Raw genomic sequence first — 20,886 nt, forward strand, 5'->3', positions numbered from 1 at the left:
TCAGCCGCGCGAATCCGGAATCGGGACACCGGCTTCGGCCAAGCCCTTGAGCATCAGGTCGGCGACCGCCCGATGCGCCTCGAAGTTCCAGTGGATGCCGTCGGGATTGCCGCGACCGCTCATGACCTCCTCTGCCACAGCGGCTTTGAGGTCGACCAGCGGCACCCCGTGCTCGGCGGCCCAGCGGGTGAGCGCGGCGACGGTGCCGGTCCGGCCGTGGTGGGCGTTGCCGTAGGACGTTGCGATGTGTACCGACGGCAGTGAGGCCACTACCGGTATCCCGGGTCGGTTGAAATCGATGGCGGCACGTGTCATCTCGAGGTACTCGACGGTCAAGCGCGGGGGCAGCGCGGACCGTGCGATCGGTGACAGCCGCGGCTGGAGCCAGCTGTAGCCGTCGCGCACCCAGCGTCTCAGCCGTGGGGGGCGCGCATACCGGATGAGTTCCCGCAGAGCGGTGGGCAGCACCGACGGCAGCGAATCCATTCCCGACGTCGCGAAGACGACGGCGCCGGCGCGGGGCAGCGCCGCCCATGAACGCGGGTCCTGCGTCGCGGCCCACCACACGTCGCGGCTGGTCCAACCGATCCTTCCGATGACCTCGACATCCCAGTCGAGTTGCGCAGCAACGATGTTCGGCCATATCCGGGGATCGTCGGCGGGCAGTCCGCCGGTCGGGCCGTAGTAGGACAGCGAATCGCAGAAGACGAGCAGAGTGGTGCGATGAGCCTCAGCGTCAGAGGACATCGCCTGCGACCTGCGCCGAAGCGTTCCACACGTCGAGTCGCCACCGGATGTCTGCCAGGTTCGCCGGATCGCCGCCGCTTCGGGTGTGTCCGGCAAGCTGCACCCAGCTGGCATTGCCCAGCCCGCCGAGGACGGGCCAGTTGTCGACGGGCAGGTCCAGCAGCGCGGCGGTCAGCGCCGCGATCAACCCGCCGTGGGCCACGAGTACCACCGGCCGATCCGAGCCGTCGGCGCCCCACTCCGGTTGTCCGGCCACCAGTTCACGCACCAGTGGCAGGCTTCGGTCGGCGACGTCGACCCGGCTCTCCCCGCCGTGCGGAGCCCAGCGCGCATCGTCGCGCCATGCCAGCCGCGCACCGGGGGCGACGTCGTCGACCTCGAGATGGGTCATCCCCTGCCAGTCGCCGAGGTGCGTCTCGCGCAGCCGGGCGTCGACGGACACCTGCTGACCGCAGCGGTCACCCAGAGCGACCGCGGTGTCGAGTGCGCGCCGCAGATCAGACGACACGATCAGCAGCGGCTGCCGTTTGGCCAGCGCTTCGGCCGCGATCGTGGCCTGCTCGCGGCCGAGGTCCGACAGGTCCGTGTCGAGCTGCCCCTGCATGCGGCTACCGGCGTTGTACTCGGTCTGCCCGTGCCGCAGCATGACGAGCTTGCGCACCGTCACGCGTCGTCTCCGGACAGATTGACCGGCACCAGCGGGCAGTCGCGCCACAACCGGTCCAGGGCGTAGAAGTTGCGCTCGTCCTGGTGCTGGATGTGCACCACCACGTCGACGTAGTCGAGCAGGGTCCAGCGGCCCTCGCGGGTGCCCTCGCGGCGCGCCGGCTTGTACCCGGCCTGGCGCATCTTTTCCTCGACCTCGTCGACGATCGCGTTGACTTGGCGCTCGTTGGACGCCGAGGCGATCACGAAGCAGTCGGTGATGACGAGTTGCTCGGACACGTCGATGACGACGACGTCGTCGGCGAGTTTGGCCGCCGCCGCGCGCGCGGCGGTCTCGGCCATGTGAACGGCTTCTGGTGTGGCGGTCAGGGACGGTCTCCTTCAGTGCGGCTGTGTGATTGGTAGAGATGCCGTTTGGCGACGTACTGCACGACACCGTCGGGCACCAGATACCAAATCGGCCGCGAGGCTTCGGCGCGCTCGCGGCACTCGGTCGACGAGATGGCCAGCGCAGGCACCTCGACCAGATGCAGGGCATCGGCTGGCAGTTCGGCCATGGCCGCCGAGATGTGCTTTCCGTCCAGCTCGTAGCCGGGTCTGCTGACACCGACGAAGCGGGCGATGGAGAACATCTCTTCCCAGTTCTGCCAGGACAGGATCGACGCCAGCGCGTCGGCGCCGGTGATGAAGTACAGGTCGGCGTCGGGGTTCAGAGCGCGCAGATCCCGCAGCGTGTCCTTGGTGTAGGTGGGCCCGCCGCGGTCGATGTCGACCCGGCTGACCGAGAACATCGGGTTCGACGCGGTGGCAACGACGGTCATCAGGTAGCGGTCCTCGGCGGGGGTGACGGCTCTGCTGCGCTTCTGCCAGGGCTGCCCGGTGGGGACGAACACCACCTCGTCGAGGCCGAACAGGTTGGCGACTTCACTGGCGGCGACCAGGTGACCGTGATGGATGGGGTCGAATGTTCCGCCCATCACCCCGAGCCGCCGTCGCGCTTGCACGAATAGCGAGCTTACGGGACCGAAACTCAGGCCTCAGACCGATGAGAGACGGTTCGCGCCCAGTTCCTCGGAGACCTCGAAGGCCGCGCGATCGGCGCGATACACGTCGCGGGCGTATTCCACGCACCGGCCCGAGGTGTCACGGGTGCTCCGGGTCAGCAACGTGCCCGCCGAGCCGGCCCGCACTCCCAGCTGCATGCTCGACGCGTCGTCGAGCACGATCGATTCGAGCACCGCGGTGGACCGGGCCAGGTCGATGCCGTAGCGGGAGCGCAGCAGCGCCCACAACGACCCGTCATCGGGCTCCTCCAGGATTCCCGGCGTCAGGTCGGCAGGCAGATACGTGGTCTCGAGGGCGAACGGCACGTCATCGACGCTGCGCAGCCGGTAGAACACGTGCACCGCGGCGCCGTCGGGCAGGTCCAGAGCGCGCCGGACGGCAGGTTTGGCGGCCTGGTGTTCGGCCCACAGCAGCTTGGCGGCCGGCCGCCGGCCCATGCGCGCCACCTCCTCGGAGAAGCTGCCGACATGGAACCGGACACGCGGCTCGGCGACGAAGGTGCCGCGCGGCGGCTTGCGGTACACGGCTCCTTCGCTCTCCAGCAGCGACAGCGCCTGGCGGGCGGTCATTCGGCTGACACCGTGCTGTTCGGCCAGTTCACGCTCGGACGGCAGCAGGGTGTGTGGCCCCAGCTGCTCGGTGGCAATCCGGTCGCGGACGTCCGCGGCGATCGACATGTATAGCGGCGTGCCCGAAGCCATCCCGTCAGATTAGCCCCGCGAGCTGGGCTTCGACGCGTGTGACGGCCGGGTAAAAATCCCGCTGCCGGATTGACGGGCGTCACATCTCCCCCGATACTTTGGTTCAACCATATGGTCTATACCAAGGTTGCCCACCCCCGACAGCCCGGAGGCTCCCGTGACACGCCCCGACTCCCGCGACTCGGCTGAGCTCGCCCAGTTCGGCTACACCCAATCTCTCGAACGGCGCACCGGTAGATTCGCGTCGTTCGCGGTCGCGTTCGCGTTCGTCTCGATCGCCACCGGCATCTTCACCACGTACGGGGCGGTGCTGAACAGTTCCGGTCCGGTCGGCATCTGGACCTGGCCGATCGCGGTCGTCGGACAGCTGGCCGTGGCGTTCGTGCTCGGCGCGCTCGCATCCCGCATCCCGGTGACCGGCTACCACTACCAGTGGATGTCGCGGCTGGCGAACCCCATCCTGGGCTGGATCATCGGCTGGATCTCGTTCACGTTCCTCGCGATCGTGGTGGTCGCCGTCGACTACACGATCGCCTCGACGATCCTGCCGGTGCTGCTCGATTACGACGGCACCGCGACGATCGCGTGGGTGATGACCGCAGGCGTGCTGGTGCTGCAGGCTCTGCTGGTGGCGCTCTCCACCCCGTGGGCAGAACGAGTGAACAACAGCCTGGTGACGCTGGAGCTCGTGGGGATGGCGCTGCTGACGGTGCTGCTGCTCGTCGTTGCCGCGGTGCGCGGCGACCTGAACGCTGAAGACGTCGCGAACCTCGTCAGCAAGGGCGCGGTGGCATCCGAGGGCTTCTGGAGTTTCGGCGACTGGACGTCGGCCGGGCCGTGGATGCTCGGCTTCCTACTGGGCGCGTTCACGATCGTCGGCTTCGAGTCGGCCGCCAACCTCGCCGAAGAAACCCACGATCCCGAGCGCGTGGTGCCGCGCGCCATGTGCAACGCCGTGCTCGCCTCCGGCGTCCTCGGCTTCGCGTTCCTCATCGCGGTCACGCTCGCCGCCGGCGATCCCGTCGCCCTCGCCGAGTCGGGCACCCCGATCGCCGACGTCATCAAGAACACGCTCGGCTCGGTGGTGGCGACGCTGCTGTTGCTCATGGTCGTGCTCGCGATCTTCGCCTGCGGGCTCGTCATCATGATCACCGGAGTCCGGCTGACCTGGGCGATGTCCCGCGACCGCCGCTTCCCCGGCTGGCAACAGTGGAACCAGATCTCGCCCCGCTTCCACACCCCGTTCAAAGCGACCCTGCTGTACTTCGCGCTGGCGCAGCTCATCCTGGCGATCTTCGCCCACTCCGAGACCGCGCTGTTCACCCTCTTCAGCGCCGCGACACTCCTGCCTGCCGTGATGTACGCCTCGACAGTGGTGCTCTACTTGATCAAGCGCTCGTCGCTTCCTCGTAACGGCAAGTTCGATCTCGGCAGGTGGGAGATCCCGATCCTGGTGGTGGCAGTCGTCTGGCTGGCCTTCGAGCTGGCACTGTTCCGCGACGCGGCGTTCGCGCAGGCGTGGGCTTACGTGCTGGTCATGGTCGCCATCGGCGCGGCCTATCTGATCTACCTCCTGGTCCGGCACGGCCGCGCGGGGCTGACAATGCCCGACATGGCCTCCATCGACTCCGAGCTGCGGGAGTGAGCGGAGCGATCCTGGCGATCGACCAGGGCACCTCGGGCACCAAGGCCGTCGTCGTCGACGACGGCGGCGCGGTGTGCGCGACCGCCGAGGTGTCGCTGCGTCCCGACTACCTGCCCGGCGGCGGAGTCGAGCAGGACCCCCAGGCGCTGTTCGCGAGCGTCGTCACCGCCGGGCGCCGTGCGCTCGCCGAGGCCGGCGTACCCGTGACGGCGGTGGCGCTGGCCAACCAGGGCGAGACCGTGCTCGCCTGGGACCGCGCGACCGGCCGCGCGCTGACACCGGCGATCGTGTGGCAGGACCGTCGCTCCGAGGCGCTGTGCGGATCGCTGGTCGAACACGGCGCGCGCATCGCCGAACGCACCGGCCTCGTTCTCGACCCCTACTTCTCGGCACCGAAGATGGCGTGGCTGCGGGCCGAACTGACCCGCGACGGCGTCGTCACCACCACCGACACCTGGCTGGTGCACCGGCTCTGCGGCGCGTTCGTCACCGACGCCGCGACGGCCAGCCGGTCCCTGCTGACCACGCTGGACCAGGCGGGAAGCGACCCAGCGTGGGACCCAGAACTCGTCGCCCTGTTCGGACTCGCCGGCGAGCCGATGCCCGAGATCGTGGCCTGCGATCAGATCGTCGGGCACACCGACGTGTTCGGGCCGACGCTGCCGGTGGGCGGGCTGATCGTCGACCAGCAGGCCGCGCTGCTCGCCGAGAGCTGCCTGGAGCCCGGCTCGGCGAAATGTACGTACGGCACCGGAGCCTTCCTGCTGGCGCAGCTCGGCGCCGACCCGGTGCGATCGCGGTGGGGATTGACGACGTCGGTGGCGTGGCGGCTGCGCGACGAGAGCGCGTTCTGCGTCGACGGCCAGGTCTACACCGCGGCCTCAGCGGTGCGGTGGGCCGTTGATCTCGGCTTGGTGCCCGCGGCCGACCAGCTCGACGCGGTGGCCGCCGACGCGAGTGACGGCGTGGTCTGCGTGCCGGCGCTGGCCGGCCTGGCGGCGCCGTGGTGGAACGCCGCAGCCACCGCCAGCTTCACCGGGATGACACTGTCGAGCACACGTGGGCATCTGGTTCGGGCGCTGTTGGAGGGGGTAGCCGCGCAGGTGACCGCGTTGACCGAACTGGTGTCGGCCGACCTCGGCCGGCAGCTGACCCGGCTGCGGGTCGACGGGGGTCTGACTCGTTCCGAGGTGCTGATGCAGGCCCAGGCCGATCTGGCCCAGCTTCCGGTCGAGGTGTTCCCGTCGGCACACGCCACCGCGCTGGGTGCCGCGGCATGCGCCCGTCTGGCCACCGACCCCGGTCTCGCCGTCAGCGACGCCGTCGGCTCCTGGACACCCCAACGCACCTACCAGCCGCAGTGGCCGGCGGAGCGCGCCGCCGACTTCCTGGCCCGCTGGCGCCGCACCGTTGAGGAGACCATTGAATGACTGCCGTATGACCGCCGACAGCGTGCCCGACGTCTCCGACGTGATCGTCGTCGGCGCCGGCATCGTCGGCGCCGCGATCGCCCGCGCGCTCGCCGGCACCTCCCTGTCCGTCACGCTCATCGAAGCCCGCGACGACGTCGGCGACGGCACCAGCAAGGCCAACACCGCGCTGCTGCACACGGGGTTCGACGCCACCCCCGGCACCCTGGAATCGCGGCTCGTCGCCCGCGGCTACGACCTGCTCGGCGCCTACGCGGAGCAGACCGGCATCCCGGTCGAGCGCACCGGAGCCATGCTCGTCGCCTGGACGCAGGAAGAGGTCGCCGCACTGCCCCGCCTGATGGTGAAGGCCGAAGGCAACGGTTACCGCGATTGCGGACTGCTGAGCGCCGACGAGGTTTATCGCCGCGTGCCGGCCCTCGGGCCGGGCGCGATGGCCGGACTGAGCGTTCCCGGCGAATCCATCATCTGCACGTGGACCACCAACCTCGCCCTGGCAACCGATGCGGTGGCTCGGGGCGCAGCGCTGGTGCGCGGCGCACGGGTGGACGCGGCGGTTCCCGGCGCCGAGTTCACCACGCTGCACACCAGCCGCGGCGAGATGCGCGCCCGCTGGGTGATCAACGCCGCCGGACTGGGCGCCGACCACATCGACGCCGAGTTCGGCCACCAGCGCCTCACCGTCACCCCGCGGCGCGGCGAGTTGCTGGTGTTCGACAAGCTGGCCCGGCCCATGGTGCCGATGATCGTGCTCGCCGTCCCATCCTCGCGGGGCAAGGGCGTGCTCGTCAGCCCGACCATCTACGGCAACGTGATGGTCGGCCCGACGTCGGAGAACCTGACCGACCGCACGGCGACCGGCACCTCGGAGAAGGGTCTGGACTTCCTGACGAGCAAGGGTCGCGCACTGATGCCCGCCCTGTTCGACGAGGAGATCACCGCGACGTACGCCGGGCTGCGGGCGGCGAGCAATCACGACGACTACGTGATCGACCTCGACGCCGCCGCGCGATACGTCCTCGTGGGCGGAATCCGCTCCACGGGACTGACGTCGGGAATGGCGGTGGCCGAGTACGTGTCGGGTCTGCTCGCCGAAGCAGGCGTCGACGTCTCCGAGCGAGACGAGTTGCCGTCGCCACCGCGGATGCCGAACATCGGCGAGATCGGTGTGCGGCCGTATCAGGACGAGCAACGCATCGCCGCCGACCCCGACTACGGCCGGCTGGTCTGCTTCTGCGAACGCGTGAGCGTCGGCGAGATCCGTGACGCATTCCAGTCCCCCATCCCGCCAGCAGATCTCGACGGTCTGCGGCGCCGCACCCGGGTGATGAACGGCCGATGCCAGGGCTTCTACTGCGGCGCACACACCGCGGAACTCCTGGCTCAGGGGACGGTGCGATGAGCCGCGTCGCAGTCGCGATCATCGGCGGCGGCCCCTCCGGATTGACCGCCGCCGCCGCGCTTGCGCCCTGCGTCGACGGTGAGGTGCTGGTGCTCGAACGGGAGAGCCACACCGGCGGAATCCCCCGCCACAGCGATCATCTGGGATATGGGATACGGGATATGCACCGGTTCGTCTCCGGGCCTTCCTACGCGCGACGGCTGACCGCGATGGCCGCCGAGGCGGGTGCGACCTTGGAAACCGAGGCGATGGTGACTGCCTGGGCCGGCGAGCGCACGCTCGCGATCACCTCGCCGCGCGGCGTGCGGACCGTCACCGCGGACGCGGTGATTCTCGCGACGGGTGCGAGGGAACGGCCCCGCCCCGCGCGACTGATCCCCGGCGACCGGCCCGACGGCGTGTACACCACGGGTCAGCTGCAGAACCTGGTGCACCTGCACCACGGGCGGGTCGGCACCCGCGCCGTCATCGTCGGCGCTGAACTCGTCAGCTGGTCGGCGGTGCTGACGCTGCGGGAGGCCGGGTGCGCGACGGTCGCGATGGTCAGCCGGTATCCGCGTGCCGAGGCGTACGCCGCGTTCCGCCTTCCGGGTCGGGCGCTGCTGTCCGGCCCGGTGCTGACCAACAGCAGGCTGGTCGCGGTGCACGGGAAAGACAGGGTCCGCTCGGTCACCGTGGAGCGGGCCGGCCGACGCCACGACATTACCTGTGACACCGTGGTTTTCACCGGCGACTGGATTCCCGACCACGAGCTCGCACGCACCGGCGGTCTGGAGATGGACCCGGCGACCCGCGGCCCTGCCGTCGACGCCGCGTTGCGCACCAGCCGGCCCGGCGTCTTCGCGGTCGGCAACCTGCTGCATCCGGTGGACACCGCCGACGGGGCCGCACTCGACGGCCGACACGTCGCCGCACCGGTGCGGCAGTGGCTGCGCACCGGCGGCACGGCCGAACCCGTGCACAGCGCCGCCCGCATCCGTGCCGAGGCCCCGTTGACCTGGATTGCGCCGCAGCGGGTGTCGACGGTCAGCGGGGACGCACCCCGGGGCGATCTGCTGCTGTGGACCGACGAGTACCGCCGACTGCCCGCCCTGCGCGCGGTCCAGGACGGGCGCGTCGTCGGCACGGCCCGCACACTGTGGCCGGCGGCGCCGGGCCGCGTGTACCGGGCCCCATGGTCTCTCGTCTCGGGGGCGGACCCCAAGGGCGGCGAGATCACGGTCTCGTTCTCCTGACCTGCCGCGAGTGTGCCGCTTCATCCGCGACACGCGCTGGCCGATATGGCAGCCAGCACGCCGCAGCGCCGAGACCACAACCACGACCGCACACTCGCGGTCCTACACCGGCAGAAGGGAGTCGATCACCGAGGCCAGCTGCTTGGCCGAGCGGCATTCGTGCATCGCGATGACGTCGGTGTAGCGCGGCACAGCGGAGTCGCCGCTGCCCCACAGGTGCTTCGGCTCGGGATTGAGCCAGTGCGCATGGCGGCTGGCATTGACCATGTGTGCCAGCAGATCGGCTTCGGGATTGCGGTAGTTGTTGCGGGCGTCGCCGAGCACCAGCAGCGAGCTGCGGGGCGAGAGCACCGTCGGATACTTGTCCATGAACGACACGAACGCGTGGCCGTAGTCGGAGTGCCCGTCACGGGTGTACACGCCCGCCTCCCGGGTGATGCGCTGCACCGCCACCGCCAAATCGGCGTCGGGGCCGAACAGTTCGGTCACCTCGTCGGTGGTGTCGATGAACGCGAAGACGCGGACCCGCGAGAACTGTTGGCGCAGAGCATGAACCAGCAGCAGCGTGAAGTGGCTGAACCCGGCGACCGAGCCGGACACGTCGCACAGCACCACGAGTTCGGGTCGGGCCGGGTGCGGCTTCTTGAGCACCACGTCGATCGGCACGCCGCCGGTGGACATCGACTTGCGCAGGGTCTTGCGCAGGTCTATCTCGCCGGCCCGGGAACGACGGCGACGGGCGGCGAGCCGGCTCGCCAGCGTGCGCGCCAGCGGCGCCACCACGCGACGCATCTGACGCAGCTGTTCGCCTGAGGCGCGCAGGAACTCGACGTTCTCAGCAAGCTGCGGCACGCCGTAGGTCTGCACGTGCTCACGTCCGAGCTGTTCGGCGGTACGCCGCTTGGTCTCGGCCTCGACCATCTTCCGGAGCTGCGCGATCCGTTGCGCAGCAAGCGCTTTGGCGATCTGCTCCTGGGTGGGTGTCGGTTCCTCGCCGTAGGGTGCCAGCAGGCCGGCGAGCAACCGGCCTTCGAGGCTGTCCAGGCTCATCGCCTTGAGCGCCTGGTACGACGAGTACGACGGTCCCCGGCTGGAGTTGTACCGGCCGTAGGCTTCGACGATCTGGGCGATCATCGCCGCGAGCCGGTCGTCGAGATCGCCCGCGTCCTGATGCTCGGACAGCAGGTCCAGCAGTGTCTGTCGCATCGCCTCGGCATCGTCGGGCGGCACGCTCTGGCTGTCGGTCGACTCGTCGGCGAGCACCGTGCGCGACCCCAGCGCCGGCGGGAAGTACAGGTCGAACAGCGCGTCGTAGGTGTCGCGGTGGTCGGGGCGGCGCAGGACCGCACACGCGATGCCCTCCCGCAACGCGAGCCGATCAGCCATGCCGAGCACGGTCATCACCCGTCCGGCGTCCACGGTTTCGGACGGGCCCACGGCGATGCCCGCGCCGCGCAGCGCCTCGACGAACTCGACCAGATGACCCGGAATCCCATGCGGGGCCAGGGGTTGCGGCGGGCGCGTGCGACGCGGGGCCATCAGTTGAGCCTCAGCTCCCCGGCGGCCTTGATCTGATCGGACTGGTGTTTGAGGACCACACCCAGCGTCGCGGCGATCACCTCGTCGTCGATGGTGTCCAGGCCGAGGGCCAGTACTGTGCGCGCCCAGTCGATCGTCTCGGCCACCGACGGCACCTTCTTGAGCGCCATCGCGCGCAGCACGCCGACGATGCGGACCAGTTCCTCGGCCAGGCGATCGGGCAGCTCGGGCACCCGGGAGAGCAGGATGCGCCGTTCCAGATCGGGATCGGGGAAGTCGATGTGCAGGAACAGGCAGCGGCGCTTGAGAGCCTCGGACAGCTCACGGGTGGCGTTGGAAGTCAGCACGACCAGCGGTTTGCGTTCGGCGACGATCGTGCCGAGTTCGGGCACGGTGACCGCGAAATCACTGAGCACTTCGAGCAGCAGACCTTCGATCTCGATGTCGGCCTTGTCGGTCTCGTCGATCAGCAGCACGGTCGGATCGGTACGCCGGATCGCGGTCAGCAGTGGCCGCGACAGCAGGAACTCTTCGGAGAACACGTCGGTCTTGGTCTGGTCCCAGTCGCCGGCACCACCCTGGCTGCCCGTTTGGATGCGCAGGATCTGCTTGGCGTGGTTCCACTCGTAGAGTGCGCGGGCCTCGTCGACGCCCTCGTAGCACTGCAGCCGCACCAACCCCGAGCCGGTGGCCTGGGCGATCGCTCGCGCGAGTTCGGTCTTGCCGACGCCTGCGGGTCCTTCGACGAGCAGCGGCTTCTCCAGCCGGTCGGCGAGGAAGACCGCGGTCGCGGTCGCCGTGTCTGGCAGGTACCCGGTCTCGGCCAATCGACGCGCGACGTCGTCGATGTCGGCGAACAACGGCGCTGGGCGCGCGGGGACACTCACAGTGGTTCTCCTGACTAAGAGCGGGTCTGACCGTCGCCCCAGACGATCCATTTCGTCGAGGTCAGCTCGGGGAGCCCCATCGGTCCCCGTGCGTGCAGCTTCTGCGTCGAGATGCCGATCTCGGCGCCGAAACCGAACTGCTCACCGTCGGTGAACGAGGTCGAGGCGTTCACCATCACCGCCGCCGCGTCGACGCGTTCGGTGAAGCGTTGTGCCGCAGCGAGATCGGTCGTCACGATGGCCTCGGTGTGGCCCGTGCCGTAGGTGTTGACGTGCGCGATCGCGCCGTCGACGCCGTCGACGACGGCGAGCGCGATGTCCATGGAGAGGAATTCGGCGCGCAGCTCGTCCTCGGTTGGGTCGGCGTGCACGGTCACCCCGGCGGCCTGCAGCGCACCCGTCAATCGCGGTACCGCGACATCGGCGACCGCCGCGTCGATCAGCAGTGTCTCGGCGGCATTGCACACGCTGGGTCTGCGGGTCTTCGCGTTGAGCACGATCGACTCGGCCATGTCCAGATCGGCCGAGGCGTGTACGTAGACATGGCAGTTGCCGACACCGGTCTCGATGGTGGGCACCTGCGCGTCGCGCACGACCGCGTCGATCAGTCCGGCGCCGCCGCGCGGGATCACCACGTCCACCAGGCCGCGCGCCTGGATCAGATGGGTGACGCTGGCGCGGTCGGCGCTGGGCAACAGCTGGACGGCGTCGGGATCGAGCCGTTCGGCCTGAAGGGCGGCGCGCAGGGCCTCCACCAGGGCAGCGTTCGACCGGGCGGCCGACGAGCTACCTCGGAGAAGGACGGCGTTGCCGGACTTCAGCGTCAGGCCGAAGGCGTCGACGGTGACGTTGGGGCGGCCTTCGTAGACGATGCCGACGACGCCGAGGGGGACGCGTTGCTGCCGCAGCTGGAGCCCGTTGGGCAGGGTCCGTCCGCGCAGCACCTCGCCGACGGGATCGGGCAGCGCAGCCACCTGACGGAGTCCGTCGGCGATTCCGTCCACCCGGGTCGGGGTCAGCGCCAGACGGTCGAGCATGGCGTCCGGGGTGCCGGCGTCGCGGGCGGCGGCCAGGTCCGCCTCGTTGGCCTCGAGGATCGCGCGGGTGCTCAGGAGTAGGTGATCAGCGGCGGTGTGCAGCGCCCGGTTCTTGGTCTCGGTGCTCAGGGTCGCCAGGTCGCGCGACGCGGTACGGGCGCGGCGCGCGGCGGCGTGCACCTGCCCGCGCAGGTCGTCGGAAGACCCATCGACCGGGTCGGACGAACCCGCACTGCGTTCCGGTGCGTGCAGACTCATCCGCCCAGCGTAGCGTTGCCGCGGTGGCGAGGATCTGCGTGGTGGGCAGTGTCAATGCCGACCTCACCTTCACCGTCGAAACACTCCCCGAGCCGGGCGAGACCGTGCTGGCGTCGTCGCTGTCGACCAGCCCGGGCGGCAAGGGCGGAAACCAGGCCGTGGCCGCTGCTCGAGCAGGCGCGACGGTACAGCTCGTCGCCGCGCTGGGCACCGACGCCGCGGCCGGTGAGCTGCGCGCGCACCTGAGCCGCAACGACGTCGACCTGCGGGCCGTCGTCGAGGTGCCGGGCCCGAGCGGATCGGCCGCGATCCTGGTCGACGCCGCCGCCGAGAACTGCATCGTGGTGGCGCCGGGCGCCAACGCGCACCTGAGCCTGACCTCGGCGGAGGTCCGGTCGGTGATCGCCGACAGCGACGTCGTGCTGGTCTCGCTGGAGATCCCGATCGACACCGCCGTCGCCGCCGCGGCAGTCGGTCGCGAGGGCGGCGCGGTCGTGATGGTCAACGCCTCCCCCGCGCTCACCGACCCCGGGCACCGCAGGCGACTGGCCGAACGCGCCCACATCGTCGTCGTCAACGAGACGGAGGCCTCGGACTGGCGCGACACCCCGGTGCCCCACCTGGTCATCACACGCGGCGCCGACGGCGCGCGGCACGTGACCGAGGGTTCCACAGACGACGTCGGAGCTCCTGCGGTCGAGGCGATCGACACCACGGGTGCCGGCGACGTGTTCGCCGGCGTTCTGGCCGCGGCGTGGCCGGAGGGCGCCGACGTGGCCCTGCGCCGTGCCTGCGCCGCCGGTGCGCTGGCCACACTGGTGCCCGGTGCCGGTGACTGCGCACCGACCCGCGAGGCCATCGACGACCTCGTGCAGAACTAGTCCGCAGGCACGCAGCGCTCGATCTCGTCGAGCCACGTGCGCGCCGACATGTCCGAGGGGGCCCGCCAATCGCCGCGCGGCGACAGCGCACCGCCGGCCGAGACCTTCGGCCCGTTGGGCAGCGCCGAGCGTTTGAATTGGCTGAACGAGTAGTAGCGCTGCGCGAAAACCTCGAGCCAGTGCCGGATCTCGCCGATCGTGTACGACGGGCGCTCGTCCTCGGAAATGCCGAACGGCCAGTCCCCGCGCTCGGCATCGCGCCACGCATGCCAGGCCAGGAACGCCACCCGCGACGGCCGGAAGCCGTAGCGCAGCACCTGGAACAGCGAAAAGTCCTGCAGCACATACGGACCTACCTTGCCCTGGCTGCTCTGGATCTCCTCGTCCTCACCCGCGGGCACCAGCTCGGGGCTGATCTCGGTGTCCAGCACGTCGACCAGCACCTCGTTGACCGTCGCGTCGAACTGTTCCGACGAGATCACCCAGCGGATCAGATGCTGGATCAACGTCTTGGGCACCCCACCGTTGACGTTGTAGTGCGACATCTGATCACCCACTCCGTACGTGGACCAGCCCAGCGCCAGCTCGGACAGGTCGCCGGTACCCAGCACGATCCCGCCGCGATAGTTGGCCAGCCGGAACAGATAATCAGTGCGCAGCCCGGCCTGTACGTTCTCGAACGTGACGTCGTAGACCTTCTCCCCGCGGGAGAACGGATGGTCGAGTTCTTTGAGCATCAGCTCTGCGGTGGCCTTGATGTCGAGGGTCTCGAACGTGACGCCGAGCGCTTGGGCGAGCCGAGTGGCGTTGCTCCTGGTGCGTTCTCCGGTGGCGAAGCCGGGCATGGTGTAGGCCAGGATGTCGCTGCGCGGGCGGTCTTCCCGGTCCATCGCCCGCGCCGCGACGATCAGCGCATGGGTGGAGTCCAGCCCGCCCGACAGACCCAACACGACCTTCGGGTACTTCAGCGCGCGCAGCCGCTGTTCGAGTCCGGAGACCTGGATGTTGTACGCCTCGTAGCAGTCCTGTTCGAGACGAGCCGGGTCGTTGGGCACGAACGGGAAGCGCTGCACCTCGCGACGCAATCCGATGTCGCCGGCGGGCGGATTCAATGTGAACTCGATGCGCCGATAGGAGTCGTCGTCGATCAGGTGGTGACGCCGGTTGTCGTCGAACGTACCCATGCGGACCCGCTCGTTGCGGAGCAACTGGAGGTCGACGTCGGCGACAGAACGGCGCTCTCCCTTGGGGAACCGTTCGGACTGTGCCAGGCACACCCCGTTCTCCCAGATCATCGTCTGCCCGTCCCATGCCAGATCTGTCGTCGATTCCCCCTCTCCCGCAGCGGCATACACGTAGGCTGCCAGGCACCGGGAGGACGCCGAGCGAGCCAGCAGCGCACGATCTTCGGCTCGGCCGATCGTGATGGGGCTGCCCGAGAGATTCGCCAACACCGTCGCGCCCGCCAGCGCGGCCTCGGCGCTGGGCGGCACAGGGACGAACATGTCCTCGCAGATCTCCACGTGCAGAACGAAGTTCGGGAGATCATCGGCCGCGAACAGCAGATCGGGCCCGAACGGGGCGGTGGCTCCCCCGACCCGGATCTCACCGCTCTCGTCGTCGCCCGCGGCGATCTGGCGCTTCTCGTAGAACTCCCGGTAGGTGGGCAGGTACGACTTCGGCACCACGCCGAGGACCTCACCGCGGTGGATGACGACGGCGGTGTTGTAGATGCGGTTGCGGTGGCGCAGTGGGGCTCCGACGACGAGCACCGGCAACAGTGCGGCAGTGCCGGCCACGACCTCAGCGACAGCGGTGTCGACGGCCTCGAGAAGTGCGTCCTGCATCACGATGTCGTCGATCGAATACCCCGACAGCGTCAGCTCGGGAAACACCGCGAGGCCGACGTTGTCGTCGTGGCATTCGCGCGCGATCCGCAGGACCGATTCCGCATTCGCGGCCGGGTCGGCCAGCGTCGTGTGGTGGGTACAGGCGGCGATGCGGACGAACCCCTGCCGATACGCCGAGTAAAAGTCCATGGTTCATTGTGTCCCCGAAGTGTCCCCGTCTGATCGCTGGGTACGCGTGAGGTCATGAGCACCACCGCGATCCTGGTCATCGACATGATGAACACGTACCGGCATCCCGACGCCGACAAGCTGATCCCGCACGTCGAGCCCGTCGTCGAGCCACTGAGCGGACTCGTGGCCGAGGCCCACGAGCGCGACGACGTGGAGCTGATCTACGTCAACGACAACTACGGCGACTTCAGTGCCGAATTCAGCGACATCGTCCGTGCGGCACTGGAGGGCGAGCGGCCCGATCTGGTGAAGCCGATCGTCCCGCAGCAGGGCCTTCGTGTGATGACGAAGGTGCGCCACAGCGCGTTCTACGCCACGTCGCTGGCTTATCTGCTGAACCAGTTGAAACCCGACCATCTCGTGCTGACCGGTCAGGTCACCGAGCAGTGCGTCCTCTACACCGCGCTGGACGCCTATGTCCGGCACTTCCCCGTCGTCGTTCCTCGTGACGTCGTCGCGCACATCGACCCCGACCTCGGCGACGCAGCGCTGCAGATGATGGAGCAGAACATGAGCGCCGAGATCCTCGACGGTGCCGACCAGTGTCTGCGCTGACCATCACTGAACTGCGCCGATCGCGCCCGCACCTATCCTCGATGTCGTGGAGTCCCCCGAACTGATTGCCGTGCTGCGCGGGCGTCGCATCGCCGTGTTGACCGGCGCAGGCATGTCGACGGACTCGGGCATTCCGGACTATCGCGGACCCGATTCCCCGCCGGCCAACCCGATGACGATCCGGCAGTTCACGTCGGACCCGGTGTTCCGGCAGCGCTACTGGGCCCGCAATCACGTCGGGTGGCGACACATGGACGAACGCCGCCCCAACGCAGGGCACCGCGCGCTGGCCGCCCTGGAGCGGGCCGGCGTCGTCACCGGTGTGATCACCCAGAACGTCGACCTCCTGCACACCAAGGCGGGCAGCCGGGCAGTCATCGATCTGCACGGCACCTACGTGCACGTCGTGTGTCTGCAGTGCGGGGCCGGCATGTCGCGCGCCGCGCTCGACGACATGCTCGAGGCGGCCAATCCCGGGTTCCGCGAGCGGGTGGGCAGCCTGGACAGCATCGCCGTCGCGCCGGATGCCGACGCGGTCGTGGGTGACACCTCGGGGTTCCGGATCGTCGACTGCCCCCGCTGCGGCGGCATGCTCAAACCCGACATCGTGTACTTCGGCGAGAGCGTGCCGAAAGCGCGAGTGGACGAGGCGTACGCGATGGTCGACGACGCCGAGGCGCTGCTGGTCGCCGGTTCGTCGCTGACGGTGTACTCCGGTTACCGCTTCGTGAGGCATGCGGCGGCGCGCGGCATGCCGATCGCGATCGTCAACCGTGGCCGCACCCGCGGCGACGACCTGGCCACCGTGACGATCGACAACGGGTGCTCACCGATGCTGGCGCTGCTGGCCGACGAACTCCCGGCCCTTGCGAGCCCGGTGTGAGCCTGGTGAGCTCGCTGTTGCCGAGCGCGCAGCGACCGCCGTCCGGACCCGCGTCGCAGCGGTGGGGCCTCGGCGTCGGCGACGCGGTGGTCGCGCTGACCCGCCTGCCCGACCCGCTGCAGGGTGCTGTTCGCCTACTCAACCATTTCGGTGGGCTCGCCGTCAGCGGTGACGAGGTGGAGTTCGACGGCGACTCCGTCGACTGGTCCGACGTCGTCGACATCGAAACCCACAGTCTGATCGGCTACCTTCTGACAGACGCACTGCAGACACAGGTCAACCGACTTCCGTTGCCGCGCTTCCCTTTCCGAAAGCAACTCCTCGGCCTGGCGTCCGACGCGGTACTGACCGCGGCTGTCGCCGCCGCCGGCGGCCCGCTGTCGAGCCTGCTGGATGTGCGCGTCCCCGCCGAGGTGAACTACCGCGGCCGACTGCGTAACCGCACACTCTCGGCGGGTGTGCTCGCGACACTGCTGCTCGCCGATCCTGCCGTGCGCGCCGCCGTCGTCGAGACCGCGTCCGCGCACGGGGTGCCGGTGCGGCGTGCCGACAACGACGCCATCGACGCGGCCGAGCGCCGTGCAGAGTGGCTCGAGAACTGGGCGAAGGACCGTTTCTAGACCGCGACCAGGTCGTCGGCGTGCACGACCGGGCGCCGCATCTCGGCGGGCAGATCGGATGTCGACCGGCCCAGCATGGTCGCCAGTTCCGCCGCGTCGTAGGCCACCACGCCCCGAGCCACCATCGTGGCGTCGCTGCTGCGCAGCTCGACGACGTCGCCGCCGGAGAACCGCCCGGTGATGGCAGTGATACCGGCCGGCAGCAGCGAACGACGGTGCCGCACGACAGCATTCACCGCACCGTCGTCGAGGGTCAGCGCCCCGGCCGACTCGGCGGCGTAGCGGACCCAGAAGCGGCGCGCCGACATCCGTTCGGCGCGGGGGGCGAAGACGGTGCCGACCGACGCGTCGTCCAGCGCGGCAGCGGCATCGGTGGCCGCAGCCAGGAGTACCGGCACCCCGGCATCGGAGGCCAGAAGCGCCGCGGACAGCTTGGACTCCATGCCGCCGGTACCGAGGTGGCTGCCGCGCCCCGCCGTCACTCCGGCCAGATCGTCAGGCCCGGCGACCTCGGAGATGAAGCGCGCGTTCGCTTTTCGCGGATCACTGTCGTAGAGGCCGTCGACGTCGGAGAGCAGGATCAGCGCGTCCGCGCCCACGAGGTGCGCGACGAGCGCGGAGAGGCGGTCGTTGTCGCCGAACCGGATCTCGTTGGTGGCCACGGTGTCGTTCTCGTTCACGATCGCCACGGCGTGCAGCGCGCGTAACCGGTCGAGGGTACGTGCAGCGTTGGTGTGCTGCACCCGCATCGAGATGTCGTGCGCGGTGAGCAGGACCTGCCCGACAGTGCGTTGGTAGCGCGCGAACGCCGTACTCCACGAGTTGACCAGGGCCACTTGACCGACGCTCGCGGCGGCCTGCTTGGTGGCCAGATCGGTGGGTCGTCTGGTCAGCCCCAACGGCTCGATCCCAGCGGCGATCGCACCCGAGGACACGATCACCAGATCCGAGCCCGCCTTCATCCGCGCTTCGAACGCGTCGACGAGGTCGTACAGGCGGCGACCGTCGAATTCGCCTGTCGGCGTGGTCAATGCGGTGGTACCGATCTTGACGACCACCGATCGTGCGGTGCGAACCGCCTCGCGGTGGCGGCTCATTCCGGATTACTCTCCCGCCGTGCCTTTCTCGCCGCTTTGCGCTCGTCAGCCGACACGCGGTCGCTCTGTTCGAGCCGGATGTCGGTACCGCGTCCGGACAGGTGCACGTCGACGCCGGCAGGGGTCTGCGGTTCCCAGTCGAACGTCATGTCGCCGATCGTCACCGCGCAGCCCGGGCGGGCACCGAGCTTGAGCAGTTCGTCCTCGACGCCAAGGCGCGCCAACCGGTCACCGAGATAGCCGACGGCTTCGTCGTTCTCGAAGTTCGTCTGCGCCACCCAGCGCTGCGGGCGGGTGCCGTGCACGACGAAGCCGCCCTGCCCGTCCGGCTCGACGGAGAACGAGGTCTCGTCGACGGGCACGGGCCGGATGACGGGGCGCCGGGCGACGACCTCGGGTTGCGCCGCGCGGTAGGCCGCGACCATGTCCCACAGTGCGAACGTCAACGGCCGCAGACCTTCTCGCGCCACGGTGGACACTTCGAACACCGGCCACCCGAACGTCGATGCGATCTCGTCGGAGACGAAGTCGGCGAGTTCGCGCGCTTCCGGCACGTCGATCTTGTTGAGCACCACCGCGCGAGGCCGCTCGGCGAGGTCCACGAGCGTGGTGTCGCCCTGCAGTGTCGGGGTGTAGGCGGCGATCTCGGCTTCGAGCGCCTCGATGTCGGAGATCGGATCGCGGCCGGGTTCCAGTGTCGCGCAGTCGACCACGTGCACGAGCACGGCGCAGCGTTCGATGTGGCGTAGGAAGTCCAGTCCCAGCCCGCGGCCCTCGGAGGCGCCCGGGATCAATCCGGGGACGTCGGCGACGGTGAACGTGTGGTCGCCGGCGGACACCACCCCGAGGTTCGGAGCGAGCGTGGTGAACGGGTAGTCGGCGATCTTGGGCTTGGCCGCCGAGATCGCCGACACCAGCGAGGACTTGCCGGCCGACGGGAATCCGACGAGCCCGACGTCGGCGACGGTCTTGAGTTCGAGGGTGAGGTCGCGCACCTCGCCCTTCTCGCCGAGCAGCGCGAAGCCGGGGGCCTTGCGGGCCCGCGACGCCAACGCGGCGTTACCGAGCCCGCCACGACCACCTGCGGCCGCCTCGAAGCGGGTGCCGGGTCCCACGAGGTCGGCCAGCAGCCGGCCCTGTTCGTCGAGCACGACGGTGCCGTCGGGCACCTTGACCTCGAGATCAGCGCCTGCTGCACCGTCGCGGTTGCTTCCGGCGCCCTGCTTGCCCGACGGGGCGACGACGTGGGGATGGAAGTGGAAGTCGAGCAGGGTGTGGACCTGCGGATCGACGACGAACACGATGCTGCCGCCGCGTCCGCCGTTGCCGCCGTCGGGGCCACCGAGGGGCTTGAACTTCTCCCGGTGCACCGACGCGCAGCCATTGCCGCCGTTACCCGCCCGGGCGTGAATCACCACGCGGTCGACGAAGCGGGTCATCGATGTCCTCCTCTCTCAGTGCCGAAACCGACGATTGGGCGCCAAAGTACGAGTGTCTGGCGCCAAAACGTCGATCTCGACGTTGGAGAAAGAAGTCAGGCGTCGGTGCGGGTCAACCGCACGATGTTGACGTACTTGCGGCCACGCTTGGTGCCGAACTCGACCGCACCCGGCGCCGTGGCGAACAGGGTGTCGTCACCGCCACGGCCGACGTTGACGCCGGGGTGGAAGTGCGTGCCGCGCTGACGGACCAGGATCTCGCCGGCCTTGACGACCTGCCCACCGAAACGCTTGACGCCGAGCCGCTGGGCGGCCGAGTCGCGACCGTTGCGTGAGCTGGAAGCGCCCTTCTTGTGTGCCATGTCTTGTCGCTCCCGTCGCTACTTGATGCCGGTGACCTTGAGAACCGTCAGCTGCTGACGGTGCCCCTGGCGCTTGTGATAGCCGGTCTTGTTCTTGAACTTGTGGATGCGGATCTTCGGACCCTTGGTGTGCTCGAGGACCTCGCCGGTGACCGCGACCTTCTCCAGCGCCGTCGCGTCGGTGGTCACATCGGCTCCGTCGACGACGAGGGCCACCGGCAGCGACACCGTGCCACCGGGCTCGACGTCGAGCTTCTCCACCTTGACGATGTCACCGGCGGCGACCTTGTACTGCTTGCCACCGGTCTTGACGATCGCGTACGTGGCTTTTTGCGCTGCCATCGTTGGTCATCCTC

At 69.3% G+C, this 20,886-nt stretch carries 21 protein-coding genes; 8 read left to right on the forward strand and 13 right to left on the reverse strand.

The window, feature by feature from the left end:
• The 5 genes from octT to ACZYYX_RS25360 are packed head-to-tail and all read right to left on the reverse strand — an operon-like array spanning position 1 to position 3,179.
• Positions 1-747, reverse strand: coding sequence for a diglucosylglycerate octanoyltransferase (octT, locus tag ACZYYX_RS25340; RefSeq protein WP_463817496.1), 747 nt, complete (start codon positions 745-747; stop codon positions 1-3).
• Positions 737-1,414 (reverse strand): glucosyl-3-phosphoglycerate phosphatase, encoded by a 678-nt coding sequence (gene gpgP / locus ACZYYX_RS25345; protein WP_463817497.1) that lies wholly within the window; start codon positions 1,412-1,414, stop codon positions 737-739. Before gpgP ends, octT begins: the two co-directional genes overlap by 11 nt.
• Positions 1,411-1,782: a ribosome silencing factor gene (gene rsfS / locus ACZYYX_RS25350; protein ID WP_463817772.1), complete on the reverse strand. Its 372-nt coding sequence runs from the start codon at positions 1,780-1,782 to the stop codon at positions 1,411-1,413. Before rsfS ends, gpgP begins: the two co-directional genes overlap by 4 nt.
• Positions 1,779-2,417 carry a nicotinate-nucleotide adenylyltransferase gene (nadD, locus tag ACZYYX_RS25355; RefSeq protein WP_463817498.1) on the reverse strand — a complete coding sequence of 213 codons (639 nt, stop codon included), beginning with the start codon at positions 2,415-2,417 and terminating at the stop codon, positions 1,779-1,781. The genes rsfS and nadD overlap by 4 nt, the downstream gene beginning before the upstream one ends.
• A 33-nt stretch (positions 2,418-2,450) precedes the next feature.
• The gene (locus tag ACZYYX_RS25360; protein ID WP_463817499.1) at positions 2,451-3,179 is read right to left on the reverse strand and encodes a GntR family transcriptional regulator; all 729 of its coding nucleotides are present in this window, start codon (positions 3,177-3,179) and stop codon (positions 2,451-2,453) included.
• Between the two features lie 157 nt (positions 3,180-3,336).
• On the opposite strand from ACZYYX_RS25360, the gene ACZYYX_RS25365 reads away from it, so the two are divergent.
• The 4 genes from ACZYYX_RS25365 to ACZYYX_RS25380 are packed head-to-tail and all read left to right on the forward strand — an operon-like array spanning position 3,337 to position 8,891.
• Positions 3,337-4,824: an amino acid permease gene (locus ACZYYX_RS25365; protein WP_463817501.1), complete on the forward strand. Its 1,488-nt coding sequence runs from the start codon at positions 3,337-3,339 to the stop codon at positions 4,822-4,824.
• A complete protein-coding gene (locus tag ACZYYX_RS25370; protein ID WP_463817502.1) occupies positions 4,821-6,254 on the forward strand; it encodes an FGGY family carbohydrate kinase in 1,434 nt (477 codons plus the stop codon). Before ACZYYX_RS25365 ends, ACZYYX_RS25370 begins: the two co-directional genes overlap by 4 nt.
• Before the next feature lie 7 nt (positions 6,255-6,261).
• Complete coding sequence (locus ACZYYX_RS25375) at positions 6,262-7,656, forward strand: FAD-dependent oxidoreductase (RefSeq protein WP_463817504.1); 1,395 nt, start codon at positions 6,262-6,264, stop codon at positions 7,654-7,656.
• Positions 7,653-8,891, forward strand: coding sequence for an NAD(P)/FAD-dependent oxidoreductase (locus ACZYYX_RS25380; RefSeq protein ID WP_463817506.1), 1,239 nt, complete (start codon positions 7,653-7,655; stop codon positions 8,889-8,891). The genes ACZYYX_RS25375 and ACZYYX_RS25380 overlap by 4 nt, the downstream gene beginning before the upstream one ends.
• A gap of 102 nt (positions 8,892-8,993) precedes the next feature.
• Here ACZYYX_RS25380 and ACZYYX_RS25385 read toward each other — a convergent pair whose 3' ends face one another.
• Genes ACZYYX_RS25385 through ACZYYX_RS25395 form a run of 3 tightly spaced genes read right to left on the reverse strand, consistent with a single transcriptional unit; the run spans position 8,994 to position 12,612 of the window.
• Positions 8,994-10,430: a vWA domain-containing protein gene (locus tag ACZYYX_RS25385; protein ID WP_463817507.1), complete on the reverse strand. Its 1,437-nt coding sequence runs from the start codon at positions 10,428-10,430 to the stop codon at positions 8,994-8,996.
• Entirely contained in the window at positions 10,430-11,317 is an 888-nt protein-coding gene (locus ACZYYX_RS25390) for an AAA family ATPase (RefSeq protein ID WP_463817508.1), read from the reverse strand. Before ACZYYX_RS25390 ends, ACZYYX_RS25385 begins: the two co-directional genes overlap by 1 nt.
• Positions 11,318-11,331: 14 nt before the next feature.
• Positions 11,332-12,612 carry a glutamate-5-semialdehyde dehydrogenase gene (locus ACZYYX_RS25395; protein ID WP_463817509.1) on the reverse strand — a complete coding sequence of 427 codons (1,281 nt, stop codon included), beginning with the start codon at positions 12,610-12,612 and terminating at the stop codon, positions 11,332-11,334.
• Positions 12,613-12,635: 23 nt separating this feature from the next.
• Between ACZYYX_RS25395 and ACZYYX_RS25400 the strand changes: the two genes are divergently transcribed.
• The gene (locus ACZYYX_RS25400) at positions 12,636-13,493 is read left to right on the forward strand and encodes a ribokinase (RefSeq protein WP_463817510.1); all 858 of its coding nucleotides are present in this window, start codon (positions 12,636-12,638) and stop codon (positions 13,491-13,493) included.
• Here the strand turns inward: ACZYYX_RS25400 and ACZYYX_RS25405 are convergent.
• Positions 13,490-15,532, reverse strand: a complete 2,043-nt coding sequence (locus tag ACZYYX_RS25405) for an NAD(+) synthase (RefSeq protein WP_463817512.1) — start codon at positions 15,530-15,532, stop codon at positions 13,490-13,492. The genes ACZYYX_RS25400 and ACZYYX_RS25405 overlap by 4 nt on opposite strands.
• 54 nt (positions 15,533-15,586) lie before the next feature.
• Here ACZYYX_RS25405 and ACZYYX_RS25410 point away from each other — a divergent pair, with 54 nt between their 5' ends.
• The 3 genes from ACZYYX_RS25410 to ACZYYX_RS25420 are packed head-to-tail and all read left to right on the forward strand — an operon-like array spanning position 15,587 to position 17,632.
• The gene (locus ACZYYX_RS25410; RefSeq protein WP_463817514.1) at positions 15,587-16,129 is read left to right on the forward strand and encodes a cysteine hydrolase family protein; all 543 of its coding nucleotides are present in this window, start codon (positions 15,587-15,589) and stop codon (positions 16,127-16,129) included.
• 46 nt (positions 16,130-16,175) lie between these two features.
• Positions 16,176-17,012: an NAD-dependent protein deacetylase gene (locus ACZYYX_RS25415; RefSeq protein ID WP_463817515.1), complete on the forward strand. Its 837-nt coding sequence runs from the start codon at positions 16,176-16,178 to the stop codon at positions 17,010-17,012.
• A 5-nt stretch (positions 17,013-17,017) separates the two neighbouring features.
• Positions 17,018-17,632: a hypothetical protein gene (locus ACZYYX_RS25420; protein WP_463817517.1), complete on the forward strand. Its 615-nt coding sequence runs from the start codon at positions 17,018-17,020 to the stop codon at positions 17,630-17,632.
• Here the strand turns inward: ACZYYX_RS25420 and proB are convergent.
• From proB to rplU, 4 genes are all read right to left on the reverse strand, one after another.
• A complete protein-coding gene (gene proB / locus ACZYYX_RS25425) occupies positions 17,629-18,729 on the reverse strand; it encodes a glutamate 5-kinase (protein WP_463817519.1) in 1,101 nt (366 codons plus the stop codon). The two genes, ACZYYX_RS25420 and proB, sit on opposite strands and share 4 nt — an antisense overlap.
• Positions 18,726-20,168 carry a GTPase ObgE gene (obgE, locus tag ACZYYX_RS25430; protein WP_463817521.1) on the reverse strand — a complete coding sequence of 481 codons (1,443 nt, stop codon included), beginning with the start codon at positions 20,166-20,168 and terminating at the stop codon, positions 18,726-18,728. Before obgE ends, proB begins: the two co-directional genes overlap by 4 nt.
• A gap of 95 nt (positions 20,169-20,263) precedes the next feature.
• Positions 20,264-20,530, reverse strand: a complete 267-nt coding sequence (gene rpmA / locus ACZYYX_RS25435) for a 50S ribosomal protein L27 (protein ID WP_463817523.1) — start codon at positions 20,528-20,530, stop codon at positions 20,264-20,266.
• Between the two features lie 18 nt (positions 20,531-20,548).
• Complete coding sequence (gene rplU / locus ACZYYX_RS25440) at positions 20,549-20,872, reverse strand: 50S ribosomal protein L21 (RefSeq protein WP_463817524.1); 324 nt, start codon at positions 20,870-20,872, stop codon at positions 20,549-20,551.
• Positions 20,873-20,886: the final 14 nt, after the last annotated feature.

This window comes from Mycobacterium sp. IDUB_1, assembly GCF_055419625.1.

Bases quoted from the DNA above. Each gene is read 5' to 3' on its own strand.
- octT (WP_463817496.1), bottom strand. From the start codon at position 747: ATGTCCTCTGACGCTGAGGCTCATCGCACCACTCTGCTCGTCTTCTGC.
- ACZYYX_RS25360 (WP_463817499.1), bottom strand. From the start codon at position 3,179: ATGGCTTCGGGCACGCCGCTATACATGTCGATCGCCGCGGACGTCCGC.
- ACZYYX_RS25375 (WP_463817504.1), top strand. From the start codon at position 6,262: ATGACCGCCGACAGCGTGCCCGACGTCTCCGACGTGATCGTCGTCGGC.
- ACZYYX_RS25380 (WP_463817506.1), top strand. From the start codon at position 7,653: ATGAGCCGCGTCGCAGTCGCGATCATCGGCGGCGGCCCCTCCGGATTG.
- ACZYYX_RS25385 (WP_463817507.1), bottom strand. From the start codon at position 10,430: ATGGCCCCGCGTCGCACGCGCCCGCCGCAACCCCTGGCCCCGCATGGG.
- ACZYYX_RS25395 (WP_463817509.1), bottom strand. From the start codon at position 12,612: ATGAGTCTGCACGCACCGGAACGCAGTGCGGGTTCGTCCGACCCGGTC.
- ACZYYX_RS25405 (WP_463817512.1), bottom strand. From the start codon at position 15,532: ATGGACTTTTACTCGGCGTATCGGCAGGGGTTCGTCCGCATCGCCGCC.
- ACZYYX_RS25410 (WP_463817514.1), top strand. From the start codon at position 15,587: ATGAGCACCACCGCGATCCTGGTCATCGACATGATGAACACGTACCGG.
- proB (WP_463817519.1), bottom strand. From the start codon at position 18,729: ATGAGCCGCCACCGCGAGGCGGTTCGCACCGCACGATCGGTGGTCGTC.
- obgE (WP_463817521.1), bottom strand. From the start codon at position 20,168: ATGACCCGCTTCGTCGACCGCGTGGTGATTCACGCCCGGGCGGGTAAC.
- rpmA (WP_463817523.1), bottom strand. From the start codon at position 20,530: ATGGCACACAAGAAGGGCGCTTCCAGCTCACGCAACGGTCGCGACTCG.
- rplU (WP_463817524.1), bottom strand. From the start codon at position 20,872: ATGGCAGCGCAAAAAGCCACGTACGCGATCGTCAAGACCGGTGGCAAG.